The sequence below is a fragment of the Kitasatospora hibisci genome (genome assembly GCF_043950205.1).
GTDB classification, from domain to species: domain Bacteria; phylum Actinomycetota; class Actinomycetes; order Streptomycetales; family Streptomycetaceae; genus Kitasatospora; species Kitasatospora hibisci.
Map to the genome: position 1 here is coordinate 4,161,702 of NZ_CP171642.1, position 15,657 is coordinate 4,177,358.

A 15,657-nucleotide genomic window follows, 5' to 3' on the forward strand; every position below is an offset into this window, starting at 1 on the left:
AGGCGTCCAATCATGGGATGACTAGTCTTGGGTCACTATGCCCGTGGAGCCCGCCCGTTCAGCCCGCCCCCTGTCCGCCTCCGCTCCCCGCTCCACCGCCGAGCCCGCCCCCCGGGCCGCCGCGGTCGCCCCACCGCCCGGTGGCTGCGCCGCCTGGCTCGCCTGGGCCATCGGCGCCAGCGTCTACGTGCTCGCCGTCATCCACCGGACCAGCCTCGGCGTGGCCGGCCTCGACGCCGCCGACCGCTTCGGCATCGGGGCGTCCGCGCTCTCCACCTTCTCGATCCTCCAGGTGCTGGTCTACGCGGCCATGCAGATCCCGGTCGGCCTGCTGGTCGACCGCTTCGGCCCCCGCCGGGTGCTCCTGCTCGGCGTCGTGCTGCTCAGCGCCGGGCAGCTCGCCTTCGCCTTCTCCGCCGCCTTCGCCCCCGCGCTGGCCTCCCGGGCGGTGCTGGGCTGCGGCGACGCGATGACCTTCATCAGCGTGCTGCGGATCGCCGCGCGCTGGTTCCCGGCCGCCAGGAACCCGCTCGTCGCGCAGCTGACCGGCCTCGCCGGGATGGGCGGCAACCTGGTCACCACGGTGGTGCTCGCCCAGGCGCTGCACAGCGAGGGCTGGACGCCGACCTTCACCGCGATCGCGCTGCTCGGCGCCGGCGTCTTCGCCCTGGTCGCGCTCTTCCTCCGGGAGGCCCCGGCGGGTGCCCCGGTCGCCCCGGTCGCCGCCGCGCCCCGGCTCGCCGTCGGCCGGCAGGTCCGGGAGGCCTGGCGCGAGCCCGGCACCCGGCTCGGGCTCTGGGTGCACTTCACCACCCAGTTCCCCGGCAACGCCTTCGGACTGCTCTGGGGCCTGCCCTACCTGGTGGAGGCCCAGGGTCTGTCGCGGGCCGGGGCGGGCGGACTGCTCACCCTGCTGGTACTCGCCAACATGTCCTTCGGCCTGCTCTTCGGTCGGCTGCTCTCCCGGACCGCCCGGGCCCGGATGCCGATCGTCCTCACCGTGATCGCCGCCACCGCGGCCGGCTGGGCGGTCGTCCTGGCCTGGCCCGGCCACCGTCCGCCGCTCTGGCTGGTGGTCGGGATCATCCTGGTGATGGGCACCAACGGCCCGGCCTCGCTGGTCGGTCTCGACTACGCCCGCGCCCTCAACCCGGGCGAGCGCCTCGGCACCGCCTCCGGCATCGTCAACATGGGCGGCTTCATCGGCACGATGGTGACCCTCTTCGGGATCGGTGTCCTCCTCGACGTCCTCACCCCGGCCGACGCCGCCGGCTACTCGGCGGAGGCCTTCCGCTGGGCGTTCTGCTGGCAGTACGTACCCATGGCGGTCGGCACGCTGATGATCCTCCGGCTGCGGAAGAAGGTCGCCGCAGCCGGGGCGTAGGGCTTGCGGCCCGGGGAAACGGTGCGACCCTCACCCGAAGTGGGGGTCACCCGAGGGGATCAGCCCCCGTACGCGCGCATCAGCTCGGCGATCTGCGGGGGCGATCCGTAGATCCGGGCACCGTGCAGCTCCGCGTACACGAGCCCGCGATCGGGCGGCGGCGCCGGCTCCTCGACGGGTTCCGGCCGTGCTGCACGGCGCAGCCGGATCAGGTCCACCAGCCTCAGCTTCGGACAGCCCGGGAGCACGCGGCCGCCCCCGATGCCGACCCGCTCCACCGCCGGGCAGGAGTAGTAGCCGCCGAACGGCGGCCCGCTGTCCTCCTCCCGGCCGGGCATCCGGAAGGCCATCTCGCCGTGGCGGCAGTGCACCGTCCCGTCGGAGCGGACGGTCACCTCCGGCCAGTCCTCGTGGTCGATCTGCGCGACGATCCGGACCTGCCGGCCGATCGCGTCGGTCAGGGTCTCCGCCATCCGCCGCTGCTGGGCGGGGACGTCGGTGTCCCCACGGCGGACGGAGGGGAGGAGATCCTGCGTGACCCACTCCTGGAAGGGGCGGGCGTTGGGCTTCCTCGACCTCATGACGAGCAGGTAGAGCCCTCCCTCACTCACCAGATTCAGGAATGGATTTCCACGGGCGAGTCCATTCCCACCTGCGGAAACGCGGTATGCCTCACTTTCAGTGAGGCATACCGAGCGCATGTCCACGGTCCTGGTGTCCTCGGGCGTCACGATCTTGCTGGCCCAGCTCGGATTGCTGCGATCCAGCACCGCACACACGTCGGTCGTCGCGAACCACGGCTTCCCGTCGATCAGCACCACCCTGATCGGCTGCCCCGTGACCGGGAAGCTGGACCGCACCAGCACCATTCGTTCCCGCTGTTCCTGTTCGTCGTCCATCGGGACGTCCCTCCTTCTTCCGGGTGACGGTCGGTTTGCCCGGAACAACGAGGTCGAACGGGTGAGGTGCTGGTGCCAAGCTGACGCACGGGAGCGCGAAGCGTGCCACCCGGCGTGCGGTGGTGTGTGTACGCCGGGTGGGTGACACGGGGCCGGCGTGGCGCTACCTGGACTAATCGCAGTGCACGGGCTTCAGCCCGGTGGTGAAGCGATTCTGAACCCTGCTCTGACCTGTGCGGTGGGCGCCCTCCCGCACTGTGGACGGTGCCCACCGCAGACCGTCAAGCCGGACGGTTCTGCTGCTCGATGTACTGCCGGACTATCGACAGCGGCGCGCCGCCGACTGATCCGGCGAAGTACGAACCGGACCACAGACGCTGTGCCCGCCAGTAGTGCTTGACCAGCTCGGGGTACTCCTGCCGCAGCCGGCGCGAGCTGACGCCTTTGAGCGAGTTGACCAGCTTGGACAGGGCGACCTTCGGCGGGAAGTTCACCAGCAGGTGGACGTGGTTGTTCTCGCCGTTGAACTCGACCAACTCCACCTCGAAGTCGGCGCACACGTCCCGCATGATCTCTTCGAGCCGGGTCAGATGCCGCTCGGCGAACACCTTGTGACGGTACTTCGTCACGAAAACCAAGTGCGCATGCAGGGCGAAAGCGCAGTGCCGACCAGTGCGGATGTTCTGATACTCAGCCATAAACCAAAATGGTACGGTGCTGACCGTGCAGCTCAGGTACAGCTTCCGCGTGTACCCGAACGGGCCTCAGCGTTCCGCGCTGGCCAGGGCGTTCGGGTGTGCACGGGTGGCCTTCAATGATGCCCTCCGGGCACGTGAGACCGCCCGCGCCGCCGGGCTGCCGTTCATCCCGTCCGGCGAGCTGTCCAAGCAGCTCACGGCCGCGAAGAACACCCCCGAACGGGCATGGCTCGGCGAGGTGTCCGCCGTGGTGCTGCAACAGTCCCTCCGGGACCTGGACACCGCCTACCGGAACTTCTTCGACGGCCTCAAGGGCATGCGCCCGAAGATGGGACCGCCCCGGTTCAAGTCCCGCAAGGACACCCGGCAGGCGATCCGCTTCACCGCGAACGCCCGATGGAAGATCACACCGGGCGGCGACCTATCGCTGCCGAAGATCGGCGACGTGCGGGTGAAGTGGTCCCGCGCCTTGCCGTCCGTGCCATCCTCGGTGACGGTGATCAAGGACAGCGCAGGCCGGTACTTCGCCGGCTTCGTTGTCGAGACGGACCCCGAGATCCTTCCCGAGACCGAACCGGTCACCGGTCTCGATCTCGGCCTCGGACACTTCGCCGTCCTCTCGGACGGGCGGAAGATCGACGCCCCGAAGTTCCTCCGGCGCGCAGAGAAGAAGCTCAAACGCGCACAGCAAGCCCTGTCCCGTAAGGCCAAGGGCAGCAAGAACCGCGAGAAGGCCCGTCACAAGGTCGCTCGCAACCACGCACGGGTGGCCGACGCCCGGCGCGAGTTCCACCACCAGGTCTCCACCGGACTGATTCGCGAGAACCAAGCAATCGCGGTGGAAGACCTGGCGGTCAAGGGACTCGCCCGCACACGGCTCGCCAAGTCCGTGCACGACGCCGGATGGTCGGCGTTCGTCACCATGCTGGAGTACAAGGCCGCGAAGTACGGCCGGAACCTGATCAAGATCGGCCGCTTCGAGCCGACCTCCCAGGTGTGCTCCCACTGCGGCGTCAAGGACGGCCCCAAGCCGCTGAACATCCGCGTCTGGCAGTGCCAGGCGTGCGGCGTCTGGCTGGACCGGGACGTCAACGCCGCCGTCAACATAGCCACGGCCGCCGGACTGGCGGTGTCAGCCTGTCGAGCGCGGGTAAGCCGGGGACCCGTCCCCGCACAGCGCGAAGAAGCAGGAACCCACCGAGACGGTCAGACGACCGTGGTAGGAATCCCCGCCCTTTAGGGCGGGGAGCGGAAGTCAAAGCGTGACGGAGAAGTTGGCCAGGATGCGGGAGGCGAGCTCCCGGTCGCCCTCGACGGTGACCGGTCCGGGGCGGCCGCGGCCGCAGGCGAGGCGGACGTAGGTCTCCCAGTCGAGGGTGAGCTGGACGTCGGGGGCGAGACTGATCGACTCGTCGACCGTGCCGCGGCCGCCCGCGTCCACCCGGACGGTGCGCAGGAACTCCACCGGGCCGGTGACGTCGACGACCAGCGCCGTTCCGGCCGGGGCCCCGGCCTGGTGCGCGACCGCCTTGGGCAGCAGCTCCAGCAGGACGTCCCGGGAGACCAGCGCGCCCGGGGAGTCGAGGTTGCCGGGCGCGTCGAGGGCGCGCCGGAGGTCCTGCTCGTGCACCCAGACGTCGAACGCCCGGCGGCGCAGCAGCTCGTGGTACGGCAGCTCGCGACTGTGCGGTCCGGCGGGCCAGCGGATCTGCTCGGTGGGGGTGTGCTTGGCGTTCCGCAGGGCGCGCGAGCGGCGGATCACCGTGTACTCCAGCTCGCCGACCAGCTCCACCGAGGTGTGGCAGCGCCGCTTGTCGACCGGAAGTTCGATGTAGCGGGCGAAGTCGGTGGTGACGTGGCGCAGGTCGCGGGGGAGCGAGTGGATCGGTCGCGGGTCGCCGAGCAGCTCCGACTCGATCGCGATCACGTGGGAGACGACGTCCCGGACGGACCAGCCGGGGCACTCGGTGGCCCGGTTCCAGGAGTCCTCCGGGAGGGGGGCCACCAGTTCCGATATCGATTCGATGGACTGCGTCCACGCCTCGGTGTAAGCCTGCACGGTCTGGTTGTCCGTCACGGGAATCTCCGGCCCTCCGTCAGCTGCCCTGCCATGCGCGCCCTGGCTCCGGCACCGGGCGGGTTGCTCGGCTTCCGGGCGCGCACGCTAAGCGCACGTTACGCTGCCGGGTGAGAGCAGGGCAGTGCTTTCGGGTGACGATCGTAGGACTCTTGCCGTGGACGGTGGTACTGTGCGCGCTTCATTGATCCAACTCGCGGTCTCCGACACCGAGCCGCCCGCCGAGCGGCGGGCCCGGGCGGCCGCCCTGGTCCGCGCCCAGCAGGGCGCGGACCTGGTCGTTCTCCCGGAGCTGTGGCCGCTGGGCGGATTCGCGTACGACCTCTGGTCGGACGGTGCCGAGGCGCTGGACGGGCCGACCTCCGACGTCATGGCGGCGGCCGCCAAGGCGGCCGGGGTCTGGCTGCACGCGGGTTCGATCGTCGAGCGCGACCCCGACGGGCCGATCTACAACACCTCGCTGCTGTTCGCTCCGGACGGCGAGCTGGTGCACACCTACCGCAAGATCCACCGCTTCGGGTTCGACAGCGGCGAGGCGGTGGTGATGGGGGCCGGCCAGGAGATCGTCACCGCCGCCACCGACTTCGGCACGCTGGGCCTGGCCACCTGCTACGACCTGCGGTTCCCGGAGCTGTTCCGGGCGCTGCTGGACGCCGGCGCGCAGCTGCTGGTGGTCCCGGCCGCCTGGCCGGCGCGGCGGCGCGAGCACTGGACGCTGCTGGCCCGGGCCCGCGCGGTGGAGGAGCAGGCGTTCGTCCTGGCCTGCAACACGGCCGGGACGCACGGAGGGGTGGAGCAGGCCGGGCACAGCATCGTGGTGGACCCCTGGGGCCGGGTGCTGGCCGAGGCGGGCGACGGCGAGGAGGTGCTGGCGGTCGAGTTCGACCCGGCCGAGGTGGCCAAGGCCCGCGCCGACTTCCCGGTGCACCGGGACCGGCTGCTGGGGATCCCGGCTCCGGTCCAGCGGTGACCCGCCGGGGCGCCCGGCGGCGGCAGCGGGCGCCCGGCGCTCCGCGGCCGTGCCCGGGGCCGGGTGACGCGGCTGCGGCGGTCCGGCGGCATCTTTGAGAAGATGAGCGTTCGTCGTGTTCCCCGCCCTTCACCTGCCGGTCCGCCCCGGGGCCGGTCGTAGAGCCCGCCCGAGGAGGTCGCGCGCATGTCCGGCACCGGCGCAGGCGACACCCGCCCCGTGATCCACCGCAACAGCCTCCGCGAGCAGATCGCGGGCGCGCTGCGCGAGGAGATGATGGCCGGCCGGCTGGCGGCCGGGCGGAACTTCACCGTCAAGGAGATCGCCGACCTGTACGGGGTCTCGGCGACGCCGGCCCGCGAGGCGCTGGTCGACCTGGGCGCGCAGGGGCTGCTCCGGACCGAGCACCACCGCGGGTTCACCGTGCCCGAGCTCGGCTGGGACGACTTCCTGGAGATCTTCGAGGCCCGGGTGCTGCTCACGGACAGCTACGTCCGCCAGCTCGCGCTGCGCCCGGAGTCCTCGGACACCGACGCCCGGCTGCCCTCGCTGCGGCGGCGTGCGGACGCGGCCGTCCGGGCCGCCCGGGCGGGCAACCTGGACGTGATGGTGGGCTGCGACCGCCGGTTCTGGCAGGAGGTGGCCGGGCTGCTCGGCAACCGCCGGGTCGGCGACTACCTGGACTGGCTGCGGGTGCAGTCCTGGATGTTCGCCGCGCCCTACCTGCGCGGGATGTCGAGGCTGGACGGGGTCTGCTGGGACCGCCACCTCGACCTGGTCGACGCGATCGCCGCGCGGGACCTGGCGGGCGCGTACCGGATCATCTGCGAGTACAACCTGTTCACCGTCCGGTTGCTCGCGGAACTGACCGGCCGGCCGCTGGAGTCGGTGGGCGTGCTGCCGCTGCTCACCGCCGGGCTCGGGCCGGCGGAGCCGGCACCGGAATCGGAGGGGCCCGGGGCGGAGGGGCCCGGGGCGGACGGCGCCGGGCCGGGCGGGTCCGCGGCGGGCGCCGTCGGGTCCACGGCCGGGAGCGACGCGGGGAACGGCGGGGGGAACGGCGGCCCGGGCCGGCCCGCCGAGCCGCCGCACTCCGCCGACGCCACCGCCACCGCCGACGCCACCGCCGGAGGCGCCCGCCTCCGGGACCGCGAGCTGGGCCGGGAGCTCGGCCGCGAACTCGGCCTGGGGCTCGGCCTCGTACCGCAGCCGCGCTCGGTGGCCTTCACCCGATTCGGCCGCTGACCGGCGGACCCGACCTCCGGCCGGCCGGCCGAGGGGCGGCCCGACCCGCACCGCGCGCCGGGCCGGTAGGGTGGGCGGTCGTCGTCCCGCGGTCCCCGTACCGACCGTCCGGACCCGACCCGCCCATCCGTCGTTCGCCCCGCGAGCGACGTCCGCCGTCCGGAGAGGAAGAGCCGGCCCATGGCCTGCGACCTCTGGCTCGTCCCGCTCGTGGACGTCCTGAGCCACAGCCCCGAGAACCCCTTCCGGGACGACCTCGCGCTCTACAACACCGTGCTCACCGCTCACGGACTGCCCGAGGTGCCGGTCTTCCAGTACGTACCCGGGCTGAGCGGGGCGGTCGAGCCGATAGCCGCCTTCGACTACGACTCGCTGCACTTCCTGCGCCGCGCCTACCTGTTGGGGCTGACCGGCCTGGACATCACGCCGGTGGACGCGCTCGGCGGCGACTACGAGCAACTGCTGGAGATGTTCGAGAGCAACGCCGAGCAGTCGCACCTGGTCTGGCACTTCGACCACGCCGGGGCCTACGTGCCGATCGAGTTCGCGGTGCCGCTGGTCGACGACGTGCTGCTCGCCTCGGGCGGCCCGCTCGGCTCCAGCTACGGCCTGCTGCGCGAACTGCAGGCCGTGGCACCGGCGCTGGGCGTCGACCCGCTCAATCCGCCGAGCCCGACCCGGCCGCTCGGCCCGACCGGCCTGGAGCAGCCGTTCGGCCCGCCGCTGGACGACCTGCACCCGTTCGCCCGGGAGCGGCACGCCTGGGCCGGCCTGTACGCGGCGGCCACCCGCAGCGTCACCCAGGGCTCGATGATCGTCTTCGCCTGATCCGGACCGGATGCCCGCCCCGGTGGTCCGGCGGCGGGCCCGGCGGCGGCGCCGGCGTAGTGCACGCCCCGAACGGGCCTCAGCGCAGCGGGCCCTCCGGCGGCCGCTGGCGCGGCATGGTGGGCCTGGTCCCCGGCGGCGGCAGGATCCGCACCTGCGCCCCGCCGACCGTCTCGCTCCGCCCGCCCCAGCTGCCGGCGGCCTGGGTGGGCAGCTGGGTCATCCCGGCGCGGAACTCCAGCATCCACTCCGAGGTCTCGGTGCGGACCATGTCCGAGACGTCCTCGCAGAACCGCCGCAGCACCCCGAGGCAGCGCTCGGCCGCCTCGCCGGCCGTGCCCTCGGTGGGGCCGAGCACCTCGCGCACGCACTCCGACGCCCAGTCGAACTGGAAGGCCTCCAGCCGCCGTTGCAGCGCCTGCGCGGTGGAGACGTCCCGCATCCAGCCGGAGGTCAGCCCGAACACCCGGTCCGCGCCGTAGCAGGCCGCGGCGAGCGACAGACCGACGTAGCCCCAGCTGGTGGCGTGGGCGACGGCACCGGTGAGGTCCACCAGCGGGGCGGTGACGCCGCCGGCCGCGAAGCCGGCCGCGCCGAACCGCAGCAGGCGGGCCCAGCGGCGCTTCCAGACCCGGTCCCGGCGGTACCAGTCGATCGCCTCCACCGCCCGCTCCTCGGACCAGCGGTAGAGCTCCTCCAGCCGCTCGGCGGGCTCGCCCCAGTCCCCGAGCGGGAACTGTCGGGTGCTCAGATCGGCCCGACGCCCGGTGGAGGCCCGGCGCGCGACGGTCGCGGCGGGCGGGTCCTCCTCGCCGATCTCCTTGCCCCAGGCACTCTCCTCGGGCTGCATTTCCGGCTGGCTCACCTGTGGGGCTCCCTGTGGCGGGCGGACTGCTTGGTCAGACGGTGCTTCCCCCTGGCGCGCCGTCGGCCTGGCCGGCCGCGGAGCGTCGGGCGACGCGATCGGACCCGCGACACCCCGGGCAGTGTGGGCACCCCGGGCGGCGCACCGGCCGCGGCCGGTGGTGGTCCAACAGCACTTCTTACCGCCAAATGGCTGACCGTGGGGGCGCTTCGCCAATGATCGTTATCTGATTCGACCGCCGGACGCCGAGGTGAGGGGGTTGCGGCGGTCGGCGGGATTTCACCCGTCCGAGCGAGGCTCCGGTGACCCACCGTCCTGACCCGGACACCCGGGGCATCCGACCGGAGGGGTGCTTTGGAGGAACCTCCCACTCCGGCCGCGTGCGGACGGATCCGGTTGGTGTGTTCCGACGGGACCGGCGGACGGCCCGAACCGGTCAGCGACTACCCTTCCCTCCGTGAAGGTCCTCGTCATCGGCGGCGGCGCCCGCGAACACGCCCTGTGCCGCTCTCTGTCCCAAGATCCCGCCGTGACCGAGCTGCACTGCGCCCCGGGCAACGCCGGGATCGCGCAGGTGGCGACGGTCCACCCGGTCGACCAGCTGAACGGCGCGGAGGTCACCGCGCTCGCCCGGCGGCTCGGCAGCGAGCTGGCCGTCGTCGGCCCGGAGGCCCCGCTGGTCGCGGGCGTCGCCGACGCCCTGCGCGCGGCCGGCGTCCCCGTCTTCGGTCCGTCCGGCCGGGCCGCCCAGCTGGAGGGCTCCAAGGCCTTCGCCAAGGACGTGATGGCCGCCGCCGGCGTGCCCACCGCCCGCTCCTACGTCTGTACCACCCCGGCGGAGGCCGCCGAGGCGCTGGACGCCTTCGGGGCCCCCTACGTGGTGAAGGACGACGGCCTGGCGGCCGGCAAGGGCGTCGTGGTCACCTCCGACCGCGAGGCCGCACTGGCCCACGCCGCCTCCTGCGAGCGCGTGGTCATCGAGGAGTTCCTCGACGGCCCCGAGGTCTCGCTCTTCGCCATCACCGACGGCACCACCGTCCTCCCGCTCCAGCCCGCCCAGGACTTCAAGCGCGCACTGGACGGCGACGAGGGCCCCAACACCGGCGGCATGGGCGCGTACTCCCCGCTGCCCTGGGCCCCCGAGGGCCTGGTCGAGGAGGTCCTGGAGACCGTTCTGCAGCCCACCGTGGACGAGCTGCGCCGCCGCGGCACCGAGTTCTCCGGCCTGCTCTACGCCGGCCTGGCGCTGACCTCGCGCGGCACCCGGGTGATCGAGTTCAACGCGCGCTTCGGCGACCCGGAGACCCAGGTCGTGCTGGCCCGGCTGCGCACCCCGCTGGCAGGCGTGCTGCACGCCGCCGCCACCGGCACGCTGGACCAGCTGGAGCCGCTGCGCTGGGACGACGGCGCCGCCGTCACCGTGGTGGTCGCCTCCGAGGGCTACCCGGCCGCGCCGCGCACCGGCGACCCGATCGAGGGCCTGGCCGAGGCCGAGGCCGCGGACGGCACCGCGTACGTGCTGCACGCGGGCACCAGGGCGGGCGAGGACGGCCAGGTGCTGAGCGCCGGCGGCCGTGTCCTCTCGGTGACCGCCACCGGGGCCGATCTGGCCGAGGCCCGCGACCGCGCGTACCGGGCGGTGGGCCGGATCGCCCTCAAGGGCGGCCAGCACCGGACCGACATCGCGCTCAAGGCCGCCCAGTAGCAGGCGGGTTAAGCGTTCCGCAGGGCGCTGTGTCCGAAGGGGAAACAACCCCCTTGGACGCAGCGCCCTGCGGCGTTTCCGGGGCCGGCGGGCTCGGAGCGGCTCCACCGGTCGCCACACCGTTCGGCGGCCGGAATCCAGCCCATCGAGTGACAGCACCCGCATCCGGCTGACGCAACCGGGCGCACGGCCTTATGGTGCGCTGGTCCGCAGCGCCACGGGCGGGTGGCCCGTGGTCGCCGCCGGGTAGCGGCGGTCGTGCGGGGGGATGCTGGACGGCGTCCGGCCGGGTGGACACGCCCGGGCCGCTTCGCGCGGGCCCCGACGCGTCGTCCGGAATCCGGGCGCCGTCACCGGGACGAGTGGAAACCGGGAGAACCGGAACACCCGCCCGGAGACGGGCGTCGAAAATGTCAGAAGCGCCACGCAGCATGTACTACCGGGGATCGGACGCCGCCGTTTCCCAGTCGGAACTGATCGTTTCGAGTCGGCTCAGGGCCCGTCGCCGGGTGCCCGAGGACTCCGAAGGGGGTGCCGCACCGTATGGCCGCTGTCGACACCGCGCGCGCTCACGCCCAGGCGGTCCTGCGGGTCCGAGGCCTCGCCCTGGCCGTCGCCGCGCTGCCCGCCGCCGTCGCGGTGGTCCTGCTCGCGGGCCGGATCACCGGCCGGATCGGCGCCCCGGGTGCGGCCGACGCCGCGGCCTGGGACGCCGCCCGCTGGGCGGTCTGCGCCGTCGCCGCCGTGACCCTCCTGGTGGCCGGTCTGGCCGCCCGGACCTACCGCCGCGCCGTACCGCCGCAGACCCCGGTCGTCCCGCTGGTGCGCGCCGAGGCCCCCGAGCTGTACCGGTTGATCGACGAGCTGGCCGACCGGCTGGACGTGCCGGCGCCCTCCGCGATCGCGCTCACCCCGGACTGCGACAGCTGGCTGGAGGACGTCGCGCCGGCCGCCCCGCCGGCCCGTCACCGCCGCCGCGCCCGCGGCGCGGAGGCGCCCGCCCCGGTGCTGGTGGTCGGCTCGCCCTTCCTCTGGTGGATGCGGGCCGGGGAGCTGCGCGCCCTGCTGGCCCCCGTGGTGGCCGGCACCGCGGCCGCCGCCGACCCGGAGATCGCCGCCGCCCGCCGCTTCCTGCGCTCCCTGGACGCCAGCCTCGCCGACGCCCCGCCGCCCGGCCTGGGCGGCGCCCCGGTGCCCGCCGCGCCGCGCACCGCCCGCCGCGGCCCGGCCGCCCTGACCGACCGGATCACCCGCCGGCTGCTCCGCGCCTGCCGCGCGCACTCCGCCGAGCTGGAGCGGGCCGTGGCCGGCCGGGCCTCCGAGCGGGCCAGGGCGGTCGACTACGGGCTGCGGATCGCCGCCCAGGAGCAGGTCGGCCTCGCCTACGCCGGATGGGACCGGCTGCTCACCCGGGTCGCGCTGCCCGCCTGGCGGCTCGGGCGCCACCCGGCGCACCTCAACGCCGGCGTGGTCGCCGCGCTCACCGAGCTGTCCCGCCGCGACCGGCTCGCCGACGGCTACAGCAGCCGCCTCGGCGACCGCCCCGCCTGCGACCTGCTGGAGGAGCCGGGCGCCGTCGACGCGGCGGTCTCGCGGCTCGCCGCCGAGCTCTTCTTCGGCCGCCCCGCCTCCGGCGGCTGGCAGGAACTGGAGTGGTCGGACTACCCGGCCGAGGTGGTGGACGCCGGCTGGCGTGCCCGCGCCGCGGCCCTGCAGTCCGCCCTGGACGGCCCGGCCCCGCAGGCCCGGCCCGGTGCCCCCACCCTGACCCGGCTGCTGGTCCGGCTCGCCGAGGGCGACGGCGAGCAGCTGGCCGCCGCGCTGACCGCCCAGCTGGCCCGCACGACGGCCCCCGCGCCTCTGCTGGAGCCCGTCCGCACCGGGCGGGACCTCCTGGTCGACCACGTCACCGCGATGGTCTGCTGCGCGGCCGTCGACACCGCCGGGGCCACCCCCGGCCTGGACTGGCTGGACGGCCCCGTGCTGCTGATGCGCGGGGTGCGCCGCACCGACCTCGCCGGCCCCGTCGCCCAGGCCGTCGAGCAGGGCCAGGACGGCCCGCTGCGGGCCTGGCTGGACGCGGCCGGCGTCCGGCTGGAGAAGCCGGTGCGGCTCTGACCGGCGGCCGGACCGCGCCGGCCGGGGGAGGGCGCTCGCCCGCAGGTCCGCGCCCCCGGCCGGACCGGCGGCGGCAGGTCTTCGCAGGCCGGAGGCCCTTCCGGGGCGGAGCGGAAGATTCCCCACCACCAGTTGCTACCGTTGGGTGACGCAGCGCCAGCGCTCTGTGGTGTATTAGACCGCACGCACCTCCGGTGGGCACCTGCCATCCGGCGGAGGGTGCACCAGTGGGAGGGGCGCGTGGGGACGGAACTCAACCGCCGATGGGAGTCCGGAACGCACGCGTACAGCGTCTCCGATCCCTTCGGCCAGGGCCCGCTGCCCTGGCTGCGCAGCCCGGACCAGTACCTGGCGGGCGCCGGGGGCGCCGTCCCCTGGTACGTCTCGGTCGACGCCCCGGGGCAGCAGCCGCTGACCGCGGGTTCCAGGCCCAAGCCGTCGGTCGGCACCCCGCAGGGCGCCAACGACGTGGTGCAGCAGATCAAGGGCTTCGCCTCGGCCGGGGTGGTCCGCCCCGGCGGCTCGGTGGACTTCCGGGTCACCGTCAACCCGCCCCGCGAGTTCACCGTCGACGTCTTCCGGATCGGCCACTACGGCGGCGACGGCGCCCACCACATGACCTCCAGCCCGCTGATCGCCGGCATGCTCCAGCCCGCCCCGCTGGTGGCCGGCCGGACCGTCTCCTGCCACCACTGGTGGCACACCTGGCGCTTGCAGATCCCCACCCACTGGAGCCCCGGCGCCTACGTCGCCGTGCTGACCACCGGCGACATGCTGCACCGCAGCCACATCCCCTTCACCGTCCGGGACTTCGAGGACCGGATGCACGCCGCCGAACTGCTCCTGGTGCTCCCGGACGTGACCTGGCAGGCGTACAACCTCTTCCCCGAGGACGGCCGCAGCGGCGCCAGCCTCTACCACGCCTGGGACGACGGCGGCCGGCTGGTCGGCGAGCCGGAGGCGGCCGTCACCGTCTCCTTCGACCGCCCGCACGCCACCGCCGGGCTGCCGCTGCACGTCGGCCACGCCTACGACTTCATCCGCTGGGCCGAGCGCTACGGCTACGACCTCTCCTACGCCACCGCCACCGACATGCACGCCGGCCTGGTCGACGCCTCCCGGCACCGGGCGCTGATCTTCCCCGGCCACGACGAGTACTGGTCCGAGCCGATGCGCCGGGCCGCCGAGCGGGCCCGCGACGGCGGCACCTCGCTGGTCTTCCTCTCCGCCAACACCATGTACTGGCGGGTCGAGCTGTCCGCCGCCGCCTCCGGCGAGCCCAACCGGCTGCTCAACTGCCGCAAGCGGCAGAAGGTCCCGGCCGGCAGCCCGGCGGCCGGCGCGTCCGGCGCCACCAGCGCGCTCTGGCGGGACGCGGGCGAGCCCGAGCAGCACCTGCTCGGGGTGCAGTACTCGGGCCGGGTCGCGGCACCAGTCCCGCTGGTCGCGCGGCACACCACGCACTGGCTCTGGGCCGGTACCGGCCTCCAGGAGGGTGACGAGCTGCCCGGCCTGGTCGCCGGCGAGGCCGACCGCTACTACCCTCGGGTGGCCCTGCCCGAGCACACCGAACGGGTGCTGCTCGCGCACTCGCCGTACCGGGACCTCGCCGGCCGCACCCGCTTCCAGGAGACCTCGCTCTACCGGGCGCCGAGCGGCGCCTACGTGTTCGCCTCCGGCACCTTCGCCTGGTCGCCGGCGCTGGACCGGCCCGGCCTCACCGACGAGCGGATCCAGCGGGCCACCGCCAATCTGCTGGACCACCTCTGCAAGAACGGCTGATGCGGGATCGGCCGGCGCGGGATCGGCCTGCAGGAACCGCCGATGCGGACACGGCCGATCCGCCCCGGTCCGGCCGGCACCGGCGTCCATGACAGACTCGGGGGCACTGACCTCCCCTTTCGCGCCGCCCCACGCCCGCGAACGACCCCTGAGGACTGAGACGACCGTGAGTGGATTTGTCACCAAGCCCGAGCCGGTCCAGGTACCCGGCCTGGTCCACCTGCACACCGGCAAGGTGCGCGACCTCTACCGCACCGGGTCGGGCGACCTGGTGATGGTCGCCAGCGACCGCACCTCCGCCCACGACTGGGTGCTCCCCAACGAGATCCCCGACAAGGGCCGGATCCTCACCCAGCTCTCGCTGTGGTGGTTCGAGCGGATCGCCGACATCGTTCCCAACCACGTGGTCTCCACCGAGGTCCCGGCCGGCGCCCCCGCCGACTGGAAGGGCCGCACCCTGGTCTGCCGCAGCCTGGAGATGATCCCCGTCGAGGCCGTCGCCCGCGGCTACCTGGCCGGCTCCGGCCTCACCGAGTACGACGAGAGCCGCACGGTCTGCGGCATCGCCCTGCCCGAGGGCCTGGAGAACAGCTCCGAGCTGCCCGCCCCGATCTACACCCCGGCGCTCAAGGCCGAGGTCGGCGAGCACGACGAGAACGTCCCCTACGAGGAGACCGCCCGCCGGATCGGCGCCGAGCTCGCCAACCAGCTGCGCCGCACCACCCTGGACGTCTACGCCCGGGCCCGCGACATCGCCCGCGAGCGCGGGATCATCCTGGCCGACACCAAGTTCGAGTTCGGCCTGCTCGACGGCGAGCTGGTGATCGGCGACGAGGTGCTCACCCCGGACTCCTCCCGGTACTGGCCCGCCGACCAGTGGCAGCCGGGCCGTTCGCAGCCGTCCTTCGACAAGCAGCTGATCCGGGACTGGCTGGTCTCCCCGGCCTCCGGCTGGGACCGCCACAGCGAGGAGCCGCCGCCGGCGCTGCCCGCCGAGATCGTCGAGCGGACCCGGACCAAGTACATCGAGGTCTACGAGCGCCTGACCGGTACCACCTGGGCCTGACCCCCGCCCGGCCCGCGGGT

At 73.9% G+C, this 15,657-nt stretch carries 13 protein-coding genes; 9 read left to right on the top strand and 4 right to left on the bottom strand.

From position 1 onward, the window contains the following. Positions 1-37 precede the first annotated feature (37 nt). Positions 38-1,384 carry an MFS transporter gene (locus ACF9IK_RS17925; RefSeq protein ID WP_395295198.1) on the top strand — a complete coding sequence of 449 codons (1,347 nt, stop codon included), beginning with the start codon at positions 38-40 and terminating at the stop codon, positions 1,382-1,384. A 59-nt stretch (positions 1,385-1,443) separates the two neighbouring features. Here the strand turns inward: ACF9IK_RS17925 and ACF9IK_RS17930 are convergent, their stop codons facing one another. Together ACF9IK_RS17930 and tnpA are read right to left on the bottom strand one after the other, a co-directional pair. Continuing rightward, entirely contained in the window at positions 1,444-2,283 is an 840-nt protein-coding gene (locus ACF9IK_RS17930; RefSeq protein ID WP_395295199.1) for a BRO-N domain-containing protein, read from the bottom strand. Between the two features lie 281 nt (positions 2,284-2,564). Further along, a complete protein-coding gene (gene tnpA / locus ACF9IK_RS17935) occupies positions 2,565-2,981 on the bottom strand; it encodes an IS200/IS605 family transposase (RefSeq protein WP_395292292.1) in 417 nt (138 codons plus the stop codon). Positions 2,982-3,006: 25 nt separating this feature from the next. On the opposite strand from tnpA, the gene ACF9IK_RS17940 reads away from it, so the two are divergent. Further along, entirely contained in the window at positions 3,007-4,221 is a 1,215-nt protein-coding gene (locus tag ACF9IK_RS17940; RefSeq protein WP_395298430.1) for an RNA-guided endonuclease InsQ/TnpB family protein, read from the top strand. A 15-nt stretch (positions 4,222-4,236) separates the two neighbouring features. On the opposite strand, the gene ACF9IK_RS17945 is transcribed toward ACF9IK_RS17940, so the two are convergent. After that, positions 4,237-5,058, bottom strand: a complete 822-nt coding sequence (locus ACF9IK_RS17945) for a maleylpyruvate isomerase family mycothiol-dependent enzyme (RefSeq protein WP_395295200.1) — start codon at positions 5,056-5,058, stop codon at positions 4,237-4,239. Between the two features lie 172 nt (positions 5,059-5,230). Here ACF9IK_RS17945 and ACF9IK_RS17950 point away from each other — a divergent pair, with 172 nt between their 5' ends. The 3 genes from ACF9IK_RS17950 to ACF9IK_RS17960 all read left to right on the top strand — a co-directional run bounded on the left by ACF9IK_RS17950 (position 5,231) and on the right by ACF9IK_RS17960 (position 8,101). Continuing rightward, positions 5,231-6,028, top strand: a complete 798-nt coding sequence (locus tag ACF9IK_RS17950; protein WP_395298610.1) for a carbon-nitrogen family hydrolase — start codon at positions 5,231-5,233, stop codon at positions 6,026-6,028. Positions 6,029-6,214: 186 nt separating this feature from the next. Next, the gene (locus ACF9IK_RS17955; RefSeq protein ID WP_395295201.1) at positions 6,215-7,273 is read left to right on the top strand and encodes a GntR family transcriptional regulator; all 1,059 of its coding nucleotides are present in this window, start codon (positions 6,215-6,217) and stop codon (positions 7,271-7,273) included. A gap of 180 nt (positions 7,274-7,453) precedes the next feature. After that, positions 7,454-8,101, top strand: a complete 648-nt coding sequence (locus ACF9IK_RS17960) for a hypothetical protein (RefSeq protein ID WP_395295202.1) — start codon at positions 7,454-7,456, stop codon at positions 8,099-8,101. Positions 8,102-8,180: 79 nt separating this feature from the next. Here the strand turns inward: ACF9IK_RS17960 and ACF9IK_RS17965 are convergent, their stop codons facing one another. Continuing rightward, positions 8,181-8,966 (bottom strand): SLATT domain-containing protein, encoded by a 786-nt coding sequence (locus tag ACF9IK_RS17965; protein ID WP_395295203.1) that lies wholly within the window; start codon positions 8,964-8,966, stop codon positions 8,181-8,183. Between the two features lie 457 nt (positions 8,967-9,423). Here ACF9IK_RS17965 and purD point away from each other — a divergent pair, with 457 nt between their 5' ends. The 4 genes from purD to ACF9IK_RS17985 all read left to right on the top strand — a co-directional run bounded on the left by purD (position 9,424) and on the right by ACF9IK_RS17985 (position 15,637). Next, positions 9,424-10,671 (top strand): phosphoribosylamine--glycine ligase, encoded by a 1,248-nt coding sequence (gene purD / locus ACF9IK_RS17970; RefSeq protein WP_395295204.1) that lies wholly within the window; start codon positions 9,424-9,426, stop codon positions 10,669-10,671. A gap of 543 nt (positions 10,672-11,214) precedes the next feature. Continuing rightward, entirely contained in the window at positions 11,215-12,789 is a 1,575-nt protein-coding gene (locus tag ACF9IK_RS17975) for a hypothetical protein (RefSeq protein ID WP_395295205.1), read from the top strand. Between the two features lie 240 nt (positions 12,790-13,029). Further along, positions 13,030-14,571, top strand: a complete 1,542-nt coding sequence (locus ACF9IK_RS17980) for a N,N-dimethylformamidase beta subunit family domain-containing protein (RefSeq protein WP_395295206.1) — start codon at positions 13,030-13,032, stop codon at positions 14,569-14,571. A gap of 166 nt (positions 14,572-14,737) precedes the next feature. Beyond that, entirely contained in the window at positions 14,738-15,637 is a 900-nt protein-coding gene (locus ACF9IK_RS17985) for a phosphoribosylaminoimidazolesuccinocarboxamide synthase (RefSeq protein ID WP_395295207.1), read from the top strand. Positions 15,638-15,657: the final 20 nt, after the last annotated feature.

What these genes read in the sequence shown, in the direction of transcription:
- ACF9IK_RS17925 (WP_395295198.1), top strand. Translation starts at nt 38, where the DNA reads ATGCCCGTGGAGCCCGCCCGTTCAGCCCGCCCCCTGTCCGCCTCCGCT.
- ACF9IK_RS17930 (WP_395295199.1), bottom strand. Translation starts at nt 2,283, where the DNA reads ATGGACGACGAACAGGAACAGCGGGAACGAATGGTGCTGGTGCGGTCC.
- tnpA (WP_395292292.1), bottom strand. Translation starts at nt 2,981, where the DNA reads ATGGCTGAGTATCAGAACATCCGCACTGGTCGGCACTGCGCTTTCGCC.
- ACF9IK_RS17955 (WP_395295201.1), top strand. Translation starts at nt 6,215, where the DNA reads ATGTCCGGCACCGGCGCAGGCGACACCCGCCCCGTGATCCACCGCAAC.
- ACF9IK_RS17960 (WP_395295202.1), top strand. Translation starts at nt 7,454, where the DNA reads ATGGCCTGCGACCTCTGGCTCGTCCCGCTCGTGGACGTCCTGAGCCAC.
- ACF9IK_RS17975 (WP_395295205.1), top strand. Translation starts at nt 11,215, where the DNA reads ATGGCCGCTGTCGACACCGCGCGCGCTCACGCCCAGGCGGTCCTGCGG.